Source organism: Peribacillus sp. YIM B13477, from assembly GCF_042787955.1.
GTDB lineage: Bacteria > Bacillota > Bacilli > Bacillales > DSM-1321 > Peribacillus > Peribacillus frigoritolerans.
This window is the reverse complement of sequence record NZ_JBHZPD010000008.1, coordinates 159,698-176,236: the sequence shown is the minus strand read 5'-3', so window position 1 is coordinate 176,236 and position 16,539 is coordinate 159,698. Positions and strand designations below refer to the sequence as shown.

General features: G+C 42.9%; 10 protein-coding genes and 1 pseudogene. 2 read left to right on the top strand and 9 right to left on the bottom strand.

Translation table 11 applies throughout. The annotated features are described in order from the left end of the window. Positions 1–191: 191 nt before the first annotated feature. From ACFX4H_RS21355 to putP, 3 genes are all read right to left on the bottom strand, one after another. Entirely contained in the window at positions 192–1,328 is a 1,137-nt protein-coding gene (locus ACFX4H_RS21355) for a DEAD/DEAH box helicase (RefSeq protein ID WP_034305811.1), read from the bottom strand. 47 nt (positions 1,329–1,375) lie between these two features. Continuing rightward, positions 1,376–2,653, bottom strand: coding sequence for an ATP-binding protein (locus tag ACFX4H_RS21350; protein WP_241637264.1), 1,278 nt, complete (start codon positions 2,651–2,653; stop codon positions 1,376–1,378). Between the two features lie 165 nt (positions 2,654–2,818). Continuing rightward, complete coding sequence (gene putP / locus ACFX4H_RS21345; protein ID WP_034305814.1) at positions 2,819–4,288, bottom strand: sodium/proline symporter PutP; 1,470 nt, start codon at positions 4,286–4,288, stop codon at positions 2,819–2,821. A 157-nt stretch (positions 4,289–4,445) separates the two neighbouring features. Between putP and ACFX4H_RS21340 the strand changes: the two genes are divergently transcribed. Then, positions 4,446–6,491 (top strand): molybdopterin oxidoreductase family protein, encoded by a 2,046-nt coding sequence (locus ACFX4H_RS21340; RefSeq protein ID WP_377436162.1) that lies wholly within the window; start codon positions 4,446–4,448, stop codon positions 6,489–6,491. A 192-nt stretch (positions 6,492–6,683) separates the two neighbouring features. Here the strand turns inward: ACFX4H_RS21340 and ACFX4H_RS21335 are convergent, their stop codons facing one another. The 3 genes from ACFX4H_RS21335 to ACFX4H_RS21325 all read right to left on the bottom strand — a co-directional run bounded on the left by ACFX4H_RS21335 (position 6,684) and on the right by ACFX4H_RS21325 (position 11,198). Further along, positions 6,684–8,204 (bottom strand): aldehyde dehydrogenase family protein, encoded by a 1,521-nt coding sequence (locus tag ACFX4H_RS21335; protein WP_063592217.1) that lies wholly within the window; start codon positions 8,202–8,204, stop codon positions 6,684–6,686. A 216-nt stretch (positions 8,205–8,420) separates the two neighbouring features. After that, entirely contained in the window at positions 8,421–9,860 is a 1,440-nt protein-coding gene (locus ACFX4H_RS21330) for an aldehyde dehydrogenase family protein (RefSeq protein ID WP_377436161.1), read from the bottom strand. Positions 9,861–9,872: 12 nt separating this feature from the next. Further along, entirely contained in the window at positions 9,873–11,198 is a 1,326-nt protein-coding gene (locus ACFX4H_RS21325) for an aminotransferase family protein (RefSeq protein ID WP_063592218.1), read from the bottom strand. A 400-nt stretch (positions 11,199–11,598) separates the two neighbouring features. Here ACFX4H_RS21325 and rpoN point away from each other — a divergent pair, with 400 nt between their 5' ends. Beyond that, the gene (gene rpoN / locus ACFX4H_RS21320) at positions 11,599–12,939 is read left to right on the top strand and encodes an RNA polymerase factor sigma-54 (RefSeq protein ID WP_377436160.1); all 1,341 of its coding nucleotides are present in this window, start codon (positions 11,599–11,601) and stop codon (positions 12,937–12,939) included. Positions 12,940–13,058: 119 nt separating this feature from the next. Here rpoN and bluB read toward each other — a convergent pair whose 3' ends face one another. The 3 genes and pseudogenes from bluB to dacB all read right to left on the bottom strand — a co-directional run bounded on the left by bluB (position 13,059) and on the right by dacB (position 16,298). After that, complete coding sequence (gene bluB, locus ACFX4H_RS21315) at positions 13,059–13,700, bottom strand: 5,6-dimethylbenzimidazole synthase (protein ID WP_034305824.1); 642 nt, start codon at positions 13,698–13,700, stop codon at positions 13,059–13,061. 91 nt (positions 13,701–13,791) lie between these two features. Next, positions 13,792–14,398: pseudogene (locus ACFX4H_RS21310) on the bottom strand (uridine kinase family protein). Positions 14,399–14,876: 478 nt separating this feature from the next. Then, positions 14,877–16,298 (bottom strand): D-alanyl-D-alanine carboxypeptidase/D-alanyl-D-alanine endopeptidase, encoded by a 1,422-nt coding sequence (gene dacB / locus ACFX4H_RS21305; RefSeq protein WP_483878271.1) that lies wholly within the window; start codon positions 16,296–16,298, stop codon positions 14,877–14,879. Positions 16,299–16,539: the final 241 nt, after the last annotated feature.

Sequence of the window (16,539 nt, the reverse complement as noted above, 5' to 3'; positions counted from 1 at the left end):
TATCATATGTCAAAAACCCACATAAAGGAAGCGTTTTCATTCATGATTATCACCCATAAATGAACCCTGAATTTAGTAAAAATAAGCTTCATTCTGTTCAGTTGGATCCTGCAAATTGAGCACCTCTTTTAATTTTTAATCCTAACTCCCAAAAAAAGGGACAGCCGCCATGGCCGTCCCTTTTTTGCGAATCATTCATCGACTACGATGTTTCCACCATAGAAGGTTACTCTCGTTAATGGTAACTCCAGTTCACGAGCCATTTTTTTCAACTCTCGCTCTTCTCTTTCCGTTACGATTGAAATGACCGTGCCATCTGCACCTGCACGCCCAGTTCTCCCGGATCTATGGATATATTGTTCGATATTGTCAGCCATATCAATATGAACGACCGCAGTAAGGCCTTTAATATCGAGCCCCCTTGCCGCTACATCCGTTGCTATCAGCATCGGGGATTTTCCGGAACGAAGCTTGCGCAGTGCTTTCTCCCTGTCGACTTTATTGGATTCACCGTGAAGCACGCCCATTTCAATACCTTTATAACTCAGCTTTTCATGTAAGACGCTAAGCTCCGCAATATCATTCAGGAAGGCAAGTGCCTTCACATCTTTAAGTCTTGTGATTTTCTCGAGAATCTTGGACTTTTCCCGTCTCTCAACAACAAAGTAAAGATGGTCCACCTTGGATTCCATTTTTTCATTTTTATCGACCTTGATCATTTCGGGTTCATTCATGAATCCCCTGGCCGCTTTTTCCGTTTCCTCTGGCAGGGTTGCTGAAAATACCATGATTTGCCGATCTTTTAGTGTTGTTTTGATAATATTATTGATCGTTCCCATATGCTCTGGAATGATCAATTGGTCACCTTCATCAAGTACTATCGTCTTAACTTCATGCATCTTCAGTTTCTTTTGGGCAATCAATTCGTAAATCCGCCCCGGTGTTCCAGCAATCACCTGTGGACGCTTCTTCAGTTTGTCCAACTGCCTTTTCACATTAGCACCGCCGATGAATGCTGCACCCGTAATGCCGCTTTTCTCTGACCAAATGCGAATTTCTTCATTGATCTGCATGACCAGCTCTCGTGATGATGCCAGAATCAAAGCTTGGGGCGATTTTTTTTCAGGATCAATCTTTTCAAGCAATGGCAGTAAATATGCCAATGTTTTTCCTGTACCTGTCGGTGATTCGGCCATGATATCCTTTCCCTCGACAATCACGGGGATCGCTTTCGTTTGTATCGGGGTAAGTTGTCCGAATCCGGACTTTTTCCAGGCTTCTTGTATATATGGTTTTCTATCGTTTATTAATGCAGGTAATTCGCTCATATCGTTCTCCTTTAATATAAAACTTTTCCTATCTTTCATAGTACCATTTATTCTTGTCCAGTAGCCAACGGAATACGAATTGTAACCGTCGTCCCTTTGTTTATCTCACTTTCAAAATCCATTTCCCCCTGAAGGCGATGAACGATTTTCCGGCAAATTGCTAGCCCGATCCCTGAACCTTTTTCCTTCGTCGAGTAAAAAGGTTCACCAATCCGTTCAAGGCGGTCGGGCCCCATTCCCATGCCATTATCACTCACGCTGACTACAGCATGTCCATCGATGATTTGCAGCGATATATGAATTTCCCCATTATCTTCAATCGCTTCAATGCTGTTCTTGACGATATTGATTACCAACTGTTTAAGTTCAATTGAATCAGCCATAATATAAATCGGTTCGGCGGTTTTAATCCTTAGCCCCATTTCGATATTATTCAAATTCGTTTCTGCTTTCATCAACGTGAATACCTGTTGTAAACTGTCGGCAAGATCGATCCTGCAGAATGCCACATCCTGTTTCTTCCCGAGAACCAAAAGTTCACTTGAGATAATATTGATTCGGTCAATTTCCTTCAACATGATGTCAGAATGCAGCGGGTTCACTTCCTGGGTCATATCCATTAACTGTACGAATCCTTTTAACGATGTCAGCGGATTCCTTATCTCATGTGCGACGGCTGCAGCCAGATGTCCGATAACAGATAGCTTTTCAGACATGATCATCAATTCCTCTTCGCGTCGCAATTCGGTAATATCCCTTACGATGGCATATACTCCAAGCATTTCCGAGTGGACGATGATCGGTAAAAAAGTTACACGGATTATCCGTTGTTCATCACTGCTATTCTGAATGGTCGTTTCGAATTTTACAGCCTCCCCTTGAAGGGACTGTAGAAAGAATTCAGCTACTTTATCACTTTCATTCCAGTTGATGAGATGATTCGCATTCTTGCCTTTCAAATTGTCACTATGATGACCTAACAGTTTTTCTGCTTCCGGGTTTATCGAAACGACATTTCCTTCGAGATTCAGCTCAAGGACACAATCCGGGTTATGCTTGAACAGCGATCGATACTGTTCATCCTTCAGAATGAATTCCTGTTGGGACCTCAGCATTTTCCCCGTCCAATACCTGATTATGAAGTACAGGAAAAGTCCGGTTATGAATATGAACATCCACCCTTTGGAATGTTGAAACATTGCATATATCTGAACATCTGACCTTGCCTGCGTCATAGAGATGTAATCCGTAATGATAATCCATAAGACCCCAATGAATATATATATAAAAGCCACTTTACATGCAATTTTATGAGATTGGTTCATATTTTTTCCTTTGTATTGTTTTTTGGTTTATTATTCCCAAATCACTCAAAAAAAGCCCTCATGTTTTCAACATAAGGACTCTATCGATATTGTAACATATATATAGAAATCATTGTTTTATATCGTTAAAAAATCCAGCAGCATTACTACTGGATTTTCAATAAATCAAGAGAGGTCTTTAATGGCTTGATTGAATTCTTCTTCGATATCTTTTGTAGGCTTGGCCGATAGTAAGCTGAAAACGACCACCGCTATTGAACCAGCGATGAAACCAGGAATGATTTCGTATATTTCAGCAAACCTATCGATCATATCCCAGACGATCACGGTTGCCGTACCGACAATCATTCCCGCCAAGGCTCCCCATTTCGTCATCCGTTTCCAGTACAGGCTTAACAAAATGACAGGACCGAATGCCGCTCCAAAACCAGCCCATGCATAACCAACCAATTTAAGGATCGTACCGCTTGGATTAAAAGCCAATAATAGGGCAATGGCAGATATCGCCAACACACCAAACCGACCTACCAGAACTAATTCCTTATCAGATGCGTTCGGCCGAATGAACTGCTTATAGAAATCATCTGTCAGAGCACTTGCCGATACTAACAGCTGTGATGCAATCGTACTCATGACCGCTGCTAAAATCGCAGCCAACAAGAAGCCTGTAATCAAAGATGGAAACAGTTCTTTAGCTAATATGATGAAGACGGACTCAGCATTCCTATCCCCTAAAGGACTATTTGTCAGGTTAAAATATGCTATCCCCACCAATCCGGTGAACATCGCTCCAACAATAGCAAAAATCATCCATCCCATGCCGATTCGCCGTGCACTTTTCAATTCTTTAACAGATGAGACCGCCATGAAGCGGACGATTATATGAGGCTGCCCGAAATAACCAAGCCCCCATGCCAGAAGAGATATGATGCCAATGGTTGATGTTCCCTCAAAAACATGCAATAAATTCGGGTTAATCGATTTTATTTCATTGAAGGTGGGATCCCAGCCCCCAATATTTACAATAGTGACAACTGGTACTAAAATTAAGGCAATGAACATGATTGTACCTTGTACGAAGTCCGTCCAGCTGACAGCCAGGAATCCGCCAAATAATGTATAAAGAATAACAACGCTTGCCGTCAGCCAGATACCCCACCGGTAATCTAAATTGAAAGCCGTACGGAAAAGCTCACCGCCTGCCACCATGCCTGAAGAGGTATAAAAGGTGAAGAAAATTAAAATGACCGATGCTGATACCACTTTTAAGACGCGGGAGCCATCTTTAAACCGATTTCCCAAAAAGTCGGGAATCGTAATCGAATTGCCGGCAATTTCCGTATATGTCCGAAGTCTTGGTGCCACGAATAACCAGTTTAAATAAGAGCCTGCACACAGGCCGATGACAATCCAGCCAGCACTCAACCCGCTTATGTACATCGCACCAGGAAGACCCATCAACAGCCAGCCACTCATATCGGAAGCCCCTGCACTCAATGCCGTTACAGCCGGCCCCAAGTTCCGGCCGCCAAGCATGTAATCGGTTAAGTTAGCCGTTTTCCGATAGGCCAAATAACCAATTAAAAGCATACCTGCCATGTATATTGCAATTGATATTATAATTCCATATTCCAAAAATGAATCCTCCTATTTATAGGTTAATTTTCATCTTGTAAGCTTATCAGAAAAAAAAACATATGTTAAGAAGTTCTTGCACCTTTCAACGATTTCACTTTCAATATAAGTAAGAAAATTCATTTTATTAGAATAAATCATTTAGGAGGAATACGCCATGCAATCCTATATCAATCAGCCAGATGGAGTCTTTCCCTCTGTTTGTTCTCTTGACTGTCCTGATCAATGCGGTTTACTGCTGCACAAAAAAGATGGAAAAATCATTAAAGTTCAAGGAGACCCTGATCATCCAGTCACAAAAGGGAATATTTGCAACAAAGTCCGCAACATGACTGCCCGCCTATATGACCCCAATCGCTTAAAACAGCCATTAAAGCGCATCGGTCCGAAAGGAAAAGGGAATTTCGTTCCAATCAGCTGGGAAGAGGCCATTGACACAATCACTTCCAAATGGAAAGACTTGATCGAAATGCATGGACCGGAAAGCATACTTCCTTATAGTTTTTACGGAAACATGGGCAACCTCAGCGCCGAGGGGATGGATCGGCGCTTTTTCCACAAACTCGGCGCAAGCATGCTCGAGCGTTCCATTTGTAATGCGGCAGGCTCAGTCGGATACAGCTATACAATGGGTGGTTCATTCGGCATCGATCCAGAAGAAACGATCCATACGAAGCTTTTCATCATGTGGGGCATTAACGCTGTGAGCACAAATATGCACCAAGTGACGCTTGCCCAGCAAGCCAGAAAAAACGGGGCCAAAGTAGTTGTCATTGACGTTCATAAAAACCAAACCGGCAAGTGGGCAGATTGGTTCATTCCGATTCTGCCCGGCACCGATAGTGCACTTGCCCTCGGATTAATGCATATTCTTTATGCCGAGAATCTAGTCGACCAGCCCTTTCTCGATGAATACACAGTGGGTGCTGCTGAATTGCGTGAACATGTCCGCCAATATGACCCTGCGACCGTCTCCGCGATAACTGGCGTTCCCATTGATGACTTATATGAACTTGCCAGGATGTATGGCACCATCAGCCCATCATTCGTTCGGATAGGCAATGGCCTGCAGCACCATGACAATGGAGGCATGGCGGTACGTACCATTGCCTGCCTGCCTGCCCTTACCGGCCAATGGATGGAGGAAGGCGGCGGAGCCATCAAAGGTAATTCAGGATATCTAGCCTTTAATATAAATGCCTTAAGACGTCCTGATTTATTGCGAAATAAAGCTACCCGGACCATTAATATGAACCAAATCGGCCAAGCTCTTATGGAAAAAGAAAACCCGATTCGCTCTATGCTTGTATACGGCTCCAACCCAGCACTTGTCGCTCCGAATGCAAATAAGGTGCAGGAAGGTCTAATGCGGGAAGATCTATTCACAGTGGTACATGATCTATTCTTAACCGAAACGGCCATGTTTGCCGACCTCGTCCTTCCTGCCACTTCATCTTATGAAACGGAGGATTTTTATAATTCATATTGGCATAATTACGTCCAAATACAAAAACCTGTAGTCGAAAAATATGGCGAATCGAAATCGAATGTTGAATTGTTCAAACTGTTGGCTGCTGGAATGGGATTTGGGGAACAAGCATTTGAAGATTCAGAGGAAGATATGATACGGCAGGCTCTGGATTTTCCCGACAACCCGCATTTGGAAGGCATCACCTATGACTCCCTTTCAAGGAATCAATTTGTCAAAGCTAAAATGCAGCCGATGTTCCCAGGCAAACTCCCGACACCAAGCGGTAAAATCGAACTTTATTCCGAACGGATGAAGCGGGATGGATTCGAGCCATTGCCCACATATACGCCTATCATAAAAGACAGCGACCTGCCATTTTTATTCATTCCGGCACCTAATCACAATTTCTTGAATTCAACCTTTTCAAATAATGCCAAACATATCTCCATGGAAAAGGAACCGAAACTGCACATGAATGCCGCTGATGCCAAAACAATGGGGATAGCCGCCGGAGATATGGTTAGAATCTGGAATGGTCGCGGTGAATGCTTGCTTACCGCTGCTCCCGGTGAAAATGTGTTACCAGGCGTTCTTGTCAGCCAAGGCTTGTGGCAGAATACGCCTGAAACAAAGCAACACATCAATTCCCTTACCCCAGATCGCCTCGCGGATATGGGTAATGGCGCCGTTTTCTTTTCAGGACGGGTTGATCTTGAAAAAGTCCAACAATAGTAAAGAAATGTTTAGCAATCTTTGAATATATCTGCGGTTTTCGGATTATATCTGCGATTCTCGAATTATATCTCCGATTTCGGATTTTTATCTGCGACTCAAGGATTTTTATCTGCGATTCTCGGATTATATCTCCGATTCCATAGAAAAAAGGCTGTTCCCCAAGGAACAGCCTTTTTTTCGTCAAGCTATTTACTCTTCATCAAACCAGCCTGTTGGCTGGATATCTAAGTTATTATTGATTTGCTTCACTTCAGTGTAAGCTTCGTAACCGAAAGTTCCCAGTTCGCGTCCATTTCCACTTTGCTTGAACCCTCCCCAAGGAGCTTCGTTATAAGTCGGATGATATGAGTTTATCCACGTGATGCCGGCACGCACTTTTTTAATGACACGGTACGCTTTTGAGATATCATTCGTGAACACCGCTCCCGCTAAACCATATTTCGTATCATTGGCAAGTCGAAGAGCTTCCGCTTCATCCTTGAACTTTTGAACGACAAGCACCGGTCCAAAAATTTCTTCCTGCACAATCCGCATATCCGGTGTCGTATCAACAAAAATAGTAGGTTCTACAAAGTAACCTTTATCCATGCCTTCTTCTTTAATTCGATTTCCACCGACGATTAATTTCGCACCTTCTTCTTTTCCGATTTGGATATACGATAATATTTTGTTCATATGGGCTTCTGAAACGATAGGTCCCATCTGGCTGTTTTCATCAGAACCTGAACCTACTTTGATTTTTTTCGCCTTCGCAGTAAGACTTGCAATGAACTGATCGTAAATGGACTCTTCCAATAGTAAACGGGAGCCTGCTGAGCACACTTGTCCTTGATTACAGAAAATCCCGTATAGAGCATAATCAACTGCAGTCTCAAAGTCAGAATCCGCAAATACGATATTAGGTGATTTGCCGCCGAGCTCCAATGTGACTTTCTTTAGGTTACCCAGCGAAGCCTCCATGATCTTACGTCCTGTTGCCGTGCCTCCTGTAAAGGCTACTTTATCGATTTCCTCATGCTCTGCAATGGCTTGTCCGACAACTGGCCCCGCTCCTAACACAAGATTCGCAACACCTTTTGGCAATCCTACCTCATCCATGATTTCAAATAGTTTGACCGCCGTCACCGGAGTGATCTCAGATGGTTTGAACACAACGGAATTTCCTGCAGCAAGCGCCGGAGCAAGTTTCCAGGCTGACATCATTAGTGGGAAATTCCAAGGAACGATCTGCCCGCATACACCGATCGGTTCCCTTACGACCATCGCTTGCTGGCCGTCAGGAACTTCAAAAGTCTGACCTGTCGGTTTTGTGGCCAATCCTGCATAATATCTAAAACATGCTGCCGAATCAGCTATATCAAAACGAGCCTCACGCAATGGTTTCCCATTATCCAATGTTTCCAACGCAGCTAGTTCTTCAGCTTTTTCTTCTATTTTGTCGGCTATTTTGAATAAAATCCTAGCTCTTTCGACGGCAGGAGTTCCCCACCAGCCACCTTCATAGAAAGCATATTTTGCTGCCTCGACCGCTGCATCCACATCTTCCTGTGTTCCTTCCGCTGCTTTGGCAATAACTTCCCCCGTGGCCGGATTCAATACATCCCTCTTCTCACCCGAAGTCGAATTCACCCATTCCCCATTGATGAACATCTTTAAGTCCAATGCTCCCGTTCCTTCTTTTTTCGTATTATTTTGCAAAGTTTCCTGCATGTAATTTCCTCCTCTGTTTTAAGTTATCTACCTATATATAATATGAGCAAGATTCATGCCAGTTTGAAATTTTAGGTAACTCACGTTTTTTTGCCCTTTCCTGTCATATTTAAATTCAGTCGTGAATTACCTATTCATTTTTGCATAACTCATAGGCAGAACTTCTTCCAAGTTTCACAGAAAAAAGAGATGAGCAGCTGCTCACCTCTTTTCTTATTAATTCCGATTAATAATAACCAATTTCATTTCCGTCATTTCTTCAATGGCATATTTCAATCCTTCGCGCCCAGTCCCGCTTTTTTTGACTCCGCCATATGGCATGTTGTCAACACGATAAGTTGGGATATCATTAATAATGACACCGCCCACTTCCAATTTTTCTGCGGCAGAAAGAGCTAGATTGATATTTTCTGTGTAAATCCCGGCCTGCAATCCGAATTCGGAATCATTGACAAAGTCAATCGCTTCCTCAACGGAAGAAACCTTATTGATCAAAACTATTGGAGCGAACACCTCCTGGCAAGATACCTTAAGCATGGCATCCACTTCCAGCAACACAGTGGGATGCAGGATATTACCTTCAGATTTACCTCCTGCTGCAACTATCGCCCCGTGTTGTTTAGCTTCACCGATCCAATCCAGACTTCTCTGTACATCCCCAGCGCTGATCAATGCTGAAATATCCACAGACGGGTCCAAAGAATCTCCCAGTTTCAAGCCATTCGTTGCTTCCGTGAATTTTTTGACGAACTCATCATACACCTCTTCATGAACATAAGCGCGCTGTAAGGAAATGCAGACCTGCCCTTGAAAAGCGAATGCTGCCGATACACAGCGTTGGATGATTTTATCGATATCGATCCCTTTATCCACGATGACAGCCGCATTCGAACCTAGTTCAAGACTCACTTTCTTTAACCCGGCCTTATTACGGATCCCGATTCCTACAGCCGGACTTCCAGTAAATGAGATGCTCTTCACCCGTGAATCGGTGACTAATTTATCACCGATTACCGAACCGCTTCCGGTAACTAAATTAAACGCACCTGCCGGCAAATCAGTTTCGGCCAATAATTCAGCAAGAAATAGTGAAGATAGCGGTGTTTGGCTCGCAGGTTTCAGGACGAGTGTATTTCCTGCAGCAATGGCCGGGCCCACTTTATGGGCAACCAGGTTCATCGGAAAATTAAATGGCGTAATCGCACCCACAACGCCTAGAGGCTCACGGACCGTGTATCCTATCCTTCCTTCTCCGTCAGCTGTGGCATCCATCGTCAATGTTTCTCCATGAATCCTTTTTGCTTCCTCTGCTGCAAATTTATATGTGGCAATCGTCCGGGATACTTCAACCATTGCCGTTTTAATCGGTTTCGCTGCCTCTTTTGCAATAATTTCAGCTGCCTCATCTTTGCGGCTTTCCAAAAGGCTCGCAAGCTTTTCAAGAATGGCAGCGCGTTTATGACTAGGTAAAGCTGCCATCGTTTTTCTAGCTTGATAGGCTGATTCTATGGCCAACTCGACATCTTCAAGGCTTGCCGAGGGAATCTCCGCTAGGACTTCCCCGCTATAAGGAGACTTTAGTGTCGTGAACTTTTCAGCTTCTTGCCATTTACCATTAATGTATAATTTCTTTTTCAGCATTTCCGTCATGACCATCACTTTCACCTCTTATAAAATTTCTTTTTCGACTGCAGTAAATGTCTCATCAAGGATTTCAATCATTCTTTCGACTTCTGCTTTAGTAATGATTAAAGGCGGTGCGAATACGAGTGTATCTTGATCAAACGTAACTGAACGGCAAATCAAACCATTCTTCGCAGCTTCAGCAACAAGTCTTGGAGCAAGCTGTGTGTCAAAGCCTTCACCTGTTTGTTTGTCCTTTACGATGGAGATGCCTCCAATTAGTCCAAGTGCCCTTACATCACCAACAATCGGATGTTTACTTTGAAGCTTCTTAAAGCCGGCAAGCAACTCTTCACCACGCTGTTTCGAGTTTTCTATAAGGTTTTCACGTTCAATTATTTCAATATTTTTCAAAGCAACCGCACATGCCATCGGATGGCCACTGTATGTGTAGCCGTGTAAAAGCGTACCTTTTGAAAGGGCAATGAAATCCTGATGCATCTTATCATTCAGGACGACCCCGCCTAACTGTGCATATCCGCTCGTCACACCTTTTGCAAAGCACATCATATCAGGCACAACGCCAAAGTGTTCAATCCCAAAATAAGTCCCTGTTCTTCCGAAACCTGTAATGACTTCATCCGTCACCATCAAAATGCCGTATTCATCACAAATTTCCCTTACTTCCTTAAAATAGCCTTCAGGAGGGAGGTTCACGCCACCTGCCCCTTGAATCGGTTCAGCGATAAATGCCGCAATCGTTTCCGGTCCTTCCTGTTCTATGACCTTACGCAACTCCTCAATGGAGGAACCGTCCACATGGTAAAAATCAGGTGCGATTGAATTCGTGAAATCCCGGAACGGCTTCAGCCCAGTCGCACTTGTAGCTCCCATTGCCACTCCATGATAGGATTTCGAGCGGGAAATGATTTTTTGACGATTAGGCTGCCCTTTCAAAAGCCAGTAATGACGAGCAAGTTTGATCGCCGTATCATTCGATTCCGATCCACCTGAAGTGAAGAAAACTGCATTCAAATCCCCAGGTGCGATGGATGCGATTTTGGCCGCCAAACGGATTGCCGGCTCATTGCTGAAAGTGGCGAAACTTGAGGTGAAAGCTAATTTGGCCATTTGTTCCTTCGCGACTTCAGCCATCTCTTCTTGTCCATGTCCAATATTCACATTCCAAAGTGAAGCCATGCCATCAATGACAGTCCTGCCCGTGACATCCGTAAGATATATTCCCTTCCCTTCCTTAAAGATGAAACTTGGACCATCTGCCTGCTGCTGTTCGATTGCCGTGGTCGGATGAATAAAATGCTTTTTATCCAAATCGATTAATTCCTGAATACTCGTAGTCTCTTTAATCATGTAAAAAACACCCTTCTCATGTAATGGATTTTTTCAAGCTAGTTTATTTTTATATTTATAGATGTAGCAAGATGCATGCCAAATTATATGAGCCTGATATTAAAGGTATTCAAGTTAAAACGATTCATATATAAATCAATAGGAGCACTAGTTGATTCACATATAAATCATTTGATTCACATTCGAATCAATCAACTCCCATTCATTAGTTTAACTACTGAATGACAAGCATTTTTTCGAATCCCCATCTTTATTTCTAATTGATGTTACAAAACCTGACACGTAATGTTGAATTTTCTGAAGATTTGTATTATTATCATGTTAATATTTTTTCATTCCTTTTGAGCCGCTATGTTAATCTAAATGAAAGAAGTTGATATATATGCAGGTAGGATTTAAAATGTACCAAAAACAAACCTTGAAGTTGTCATTAACCCCTGAATTACAGCAATCGATCAATATCCTTCAATATTCCACCCATGAACTGATAGATTTTCTGAACCGACAGGCTTACGAAAATCCCGTTCTCGAAATTAGCTTTAAAGCCCCCCCCGCATCGCTCAGTATTCGTACAAATAAAATAAATTCTCAGATACGCGGTTCTTCCTCTAAAAGTAAAGGTTTCAACGGAGACAATGATTACAACCCTATCAACAATCATTCAGTCAGCACAGAAACACTTGAAAGGCATTTACTGGAACAATTGAGTTTACTTAGTTCATTGAATGCATTTAAAAAGAAGATTCTCCAATTTTTGATTGGAAACTTAAATGATTATGGATTTCTAGAATTGGATGTCCATTGGACTGCTTCGCATTTTTCCGTACCCGTGGAAGAAATCGAAAATATGATTCAAATATTGCAATCACTTGACCCAATTGGAGTCGGGGCTAAAGATCTGACCGATTGTTTACTCATCCAGCTGCGTGAGCATGAGAATCACAATGAATTGGCGTATAAGATCGTTAAAAAGCACTTAGCGGATTTAGCAGAAAAACGCTATAGGAAAATTGCCGCCTTTCACCAAGTGACCGTTCAGGAAGTGCAAGAGGCCTCGGATTTCATCCGTACGTTAAACCCGCGTCCTGTCAGTCACTTTTCCGATGATATGACTCATTACATCGTTCCGGACGTTTACGTGGAAAAAGATAAAGATGGTTTTCTGATAACGGTCAACGATAGCTGTACACCTAAACTTTCCATCAATCCTTACTACAAGAACCACGTCGCCATCAATTCTGTTAATCCAGCTAAAGATTATATAAAAGGGCACTTAAATGATGCCCGATTACTGTTAAAAGGGCTCGAACAAAGGCAAATGACGCTTTACAAAGTGACCGCGTCAATCGTGGAGGAGCAGCATGAGTTTTTCATGAAGGGAATTACAGGATTAAAACCTATGACACTGAAGGATATTTCGGAAAAACTTCAGCTTCATGAATCAACGATCAGCAGGGCGACGAGCAATAAATATATCCAGACGCCGCATGGCCTCTTTAAACTAAGGAACTTCTTTACTAGAGGGTTGCACCGCGTGAACAGCCCAGCAACCGAATCAACGGCCACCATCAAAGAAAAAATAAAGGTCCTGATTGCCGATGAAGATAAAATAAAGCCTTTTTCAGATCAGAAACTTTGTCAAATATTCGAAAATGAAGGGACGAAGATCTCCCGCCGCACTATTGCAAAATACCGTGAAGACCTCGGTATACCGGGATCTTCAAAAAGGCGCAGATTTTAAAATCAAACCAAATTTTTAAAAAGACTCTTACAAATGAGTATTTATTGTAAGAGTCTTCTATATTTACCACCCCTGAACCAGGGGCTTAATAAACAGTTTTGGAATCATAATATATCGGTTTATTTATTCCCCCATTTATCCTCGAAAATAAGGTCATCCATCAGCCTTCTTTTTTCCCAATTAGCAAGTTCAAGAATGGGTTTATCCGGATATTGATCCGTATAGCCAATCGACAGGAGTGCAACAGGTTCTATATGCGGCGGAATCTCCAAAATATCACGAATATCATTTTTCTTATAAAAGCTTACCCATCCCATTGCCAATCCTTCCGCATAGGCAGCCAGCCACATATTTTGAATGGCGCAGGCAGTGGATAGGATATCGGTTTCCGGAATGGAGTTCCTCCCTAAAACATGGGAGCCTCCCCGTGTCGGGTCGCATGTAACACAAATGGTATATGGTGCTTCTTTTAACCCTTCCACTTTCAAACTAAGAAACTTATTTTCTTTACCTCCTTCATAATGAATAGCGAGGGCCCTTCTTTCTTTATCCGCTGCCCATGCCAAACTGTTCTTGGTTTCCTGAGACGAAATCACGATGAAACTCCAAGGCTGCATGAATCCTACAGACGGCGCATGATGTGCAGCATCCAAAATTCTGCGGAGTATATCCTTTGAAATGGGCTTTGGCAAAAAACTCCTGATATCCCTACGGTTATAAATGGCTTTATATACGGCAGCTTGTTCTTCATTAGTAAACATAATTTCCCCCCTGTTTCCGGCTCCCCGGAAATTTATCTAAACATACAATATATTTTATAGGTAAACCCTTACAATTAAAATATCCTCTGACTCAGCTCGTTCCGTCCACAACAAGATCCGCTCTTTCTTGAGGCCTTTGCACACCCACATAGAGATCTTCATGAACCATCCAATTATCCTCCCACATTTGACGCGCATCTTCACCATCCCGCTCAAGGCCACGTTTCAAACGCTGATCACGGGGACATTCCACCCAAATCGTGAAATCATGGTACCCTGCCAATTCTTTACGGATGGAATACGTTCCTTCTATAATCACAAGGCCCCCAGCAGGAACTTCATGCCATTCGGCCATAGTATCCGTTTCCCAATCATACCTTTGATATCTTGCTTCCTTCCCCTTTGTAAGCGGTTTTAGGATTTGGTTACAAACCCGTTCCCAATCATAATCCGCCCCAATCGGCTTTTGGGATGGAGGCAGTTGAACCCTATCCGATGAAGGCAAATAAAAATCATCCATATGAACGGCCACGCTACCTTGGACATTCTGCTTGGATACGGGCAGCGAGTGTACTTTTTCCAGATCCGCCCCGGCCATCTATGGCCAATATATAGAGTGAGCGTTTTTTGGGAATTTCGTGAATTTCAGCTATAAGACTGCTGATCGTATACTGTCCATTAAGTGTTGGAAAGTTCATAAGCATTCCCCCCTATATACTTATTTCTATTAATCCTCCCTTAAACTCCTTCCTTGAGGGGATAATTTAAAAAATAAGAAGAAGGTGCTGACATTGAATAAAATCCAATTTGCCCCCAGCTTCATGTCTGATTAAAGAAACAGAGGAGGAAAAGGGCCCCTTTCCCTCCACTTCATGGAGAAACTGTCTACGATCAAACGGCTAGGACTTTCCATGTAATGGACTTGAAAACTTCTTGTTATAGACATATATATCGGAGAAAGGCCTTCGAATGTTCGAATGCCGACTTGATTCAATGTTATATAATGACCATCGAATTGAATACTCCATTCGGATCTGCGTTTGAAACCTGATCGTCAGCAAATAAAATGGCTTAGCGGCATTATGCTGCCAATTCGGACTTGCTGAAGAAAATGATTTGACTGATACCGACCTCTTTCTCGCAGATCCTGAACTTCAACTTAGCTTTCAATGGATACTAATGGCCGCTTCCCAATAGGTTTTCCTGTTCTGCGAGCATTACGGCTATCTTATCCTGGATTGCCGTAATGCCTTTTTCTTCTACAAAATTATTCAAGATGATTGAAAATATGATTTTTTCCCCTCTTTTGGTCGTCACATAACCTGATAAGGAGCTCGTACCTGAAATTGTCCCTGTTTTCGCACGGACATTCCCGGCTGCAATTGTCCCTTTCATCCTCTTTCTAAGAGTACCGCCCACCATCCGATTTTCGTTGCCTGCAATCGGTAAAGCATTCAAGTAAGCAGGAAACCACGTTTTTTCCTGAATGGCATACAGCAGCTTCGTTATTTCATTCGCTGGAATCATATTGACTTGGGAAATTCCAGATCCATCACGCATCATGATCGTTTGCATATCAAGACCCATACTCTTCAGCTGATTTCGAGCAACCTTCAAACCATCCTTCCAGCTTCCCTCCCCATCTGCTTCTTTGCCCATTTCCTTCACCAAAACCTCGGCATGGCTGTTATTGCTCAATTTCATGAAAGGAATAAGCAATTGTGAAAGCGGCATGGACTGATGAGCGGCAATCATGTCCGCTCCTACTGGCGTTTTCCCTTTTTTCCTTTTTCCCAACACTTTAATTCCACGTTTCTTCATTGATTTTTCAAATAGGCTCAAGGCATATTCTGTGGGATCTTCCACCGAAATCCACTCTTTGGTCACCCCGGCATCTTCCGGAATGGTCCCAGTCACCGTAACGACTTGTGTGCCATGAGACCGTTCAACTTCAATTTTATTATTAGCATCTGCCGATACAGTTTTCGTTTTGTTGATGACCTTCACGTGATCGGTTTCAGGCTCCAGCTTTACCGTTGCCCTCTTTCCAGCCTTTTCCCCAGGAGCTAACTCCACAATGATGGTACCGGTATCGTAATCTTCATTCGGGGAAGCAGTTAAAGCCGAAACGGCTGCACCGTAATATTCCTGTTCATCGCCCCAAACTAAGTCTTGAGAATAACGAACATCATCATACCAAGAATCGTCCCCTATAAGATCCCCGTGAACGAACTTAACTTGCCTTTGCTTCAGTGAAGCTGCCAGCTCATCAAAATCCTTTTCCAATAATGTGGGATCCCCTTTTCCCTTCAGGTATACATTGCCCTGCAGAACATGGCCAACCTGCACTCCTTTTATGTATAGTTCCGTTTGAAAAGTATGATCTTCCCCTAAAGTTTCCAGCGCAGCTGCTGCTGTCAAAAGCTTAAGATTCGAAGCAGGCCGCAATCTTGTTTGCGATCCCCGTTCATAAATCATTTCCCCCGTTTCAGCTGAACGGATGGAAATTCCCGTCAACGCCCCAGCCAATTCTGGCGATTGCTCCAATATTCGTTGAATTTCCTGCCCTAGGTTTCCATCATCATTCGCAGCCTGCATCGACTCTCCATTAAAAAAACAAATCAAAAACAGGAAGAATATAAAACTCAACTTCCTTTTGTACGTCAAACCTATCACTCCCACTCTAGAAACTCACCACTTCTATCTTGTCCATTTTTCGGTCATATAAAAAGAAAAGATCCACTGGAAAACTCCTTATTTATACATACTCGGGAAACTGCAGGATTATTCGCCCGCCACTCCATGGCATGGGCTGCATAATTTCTATACATATACCAAT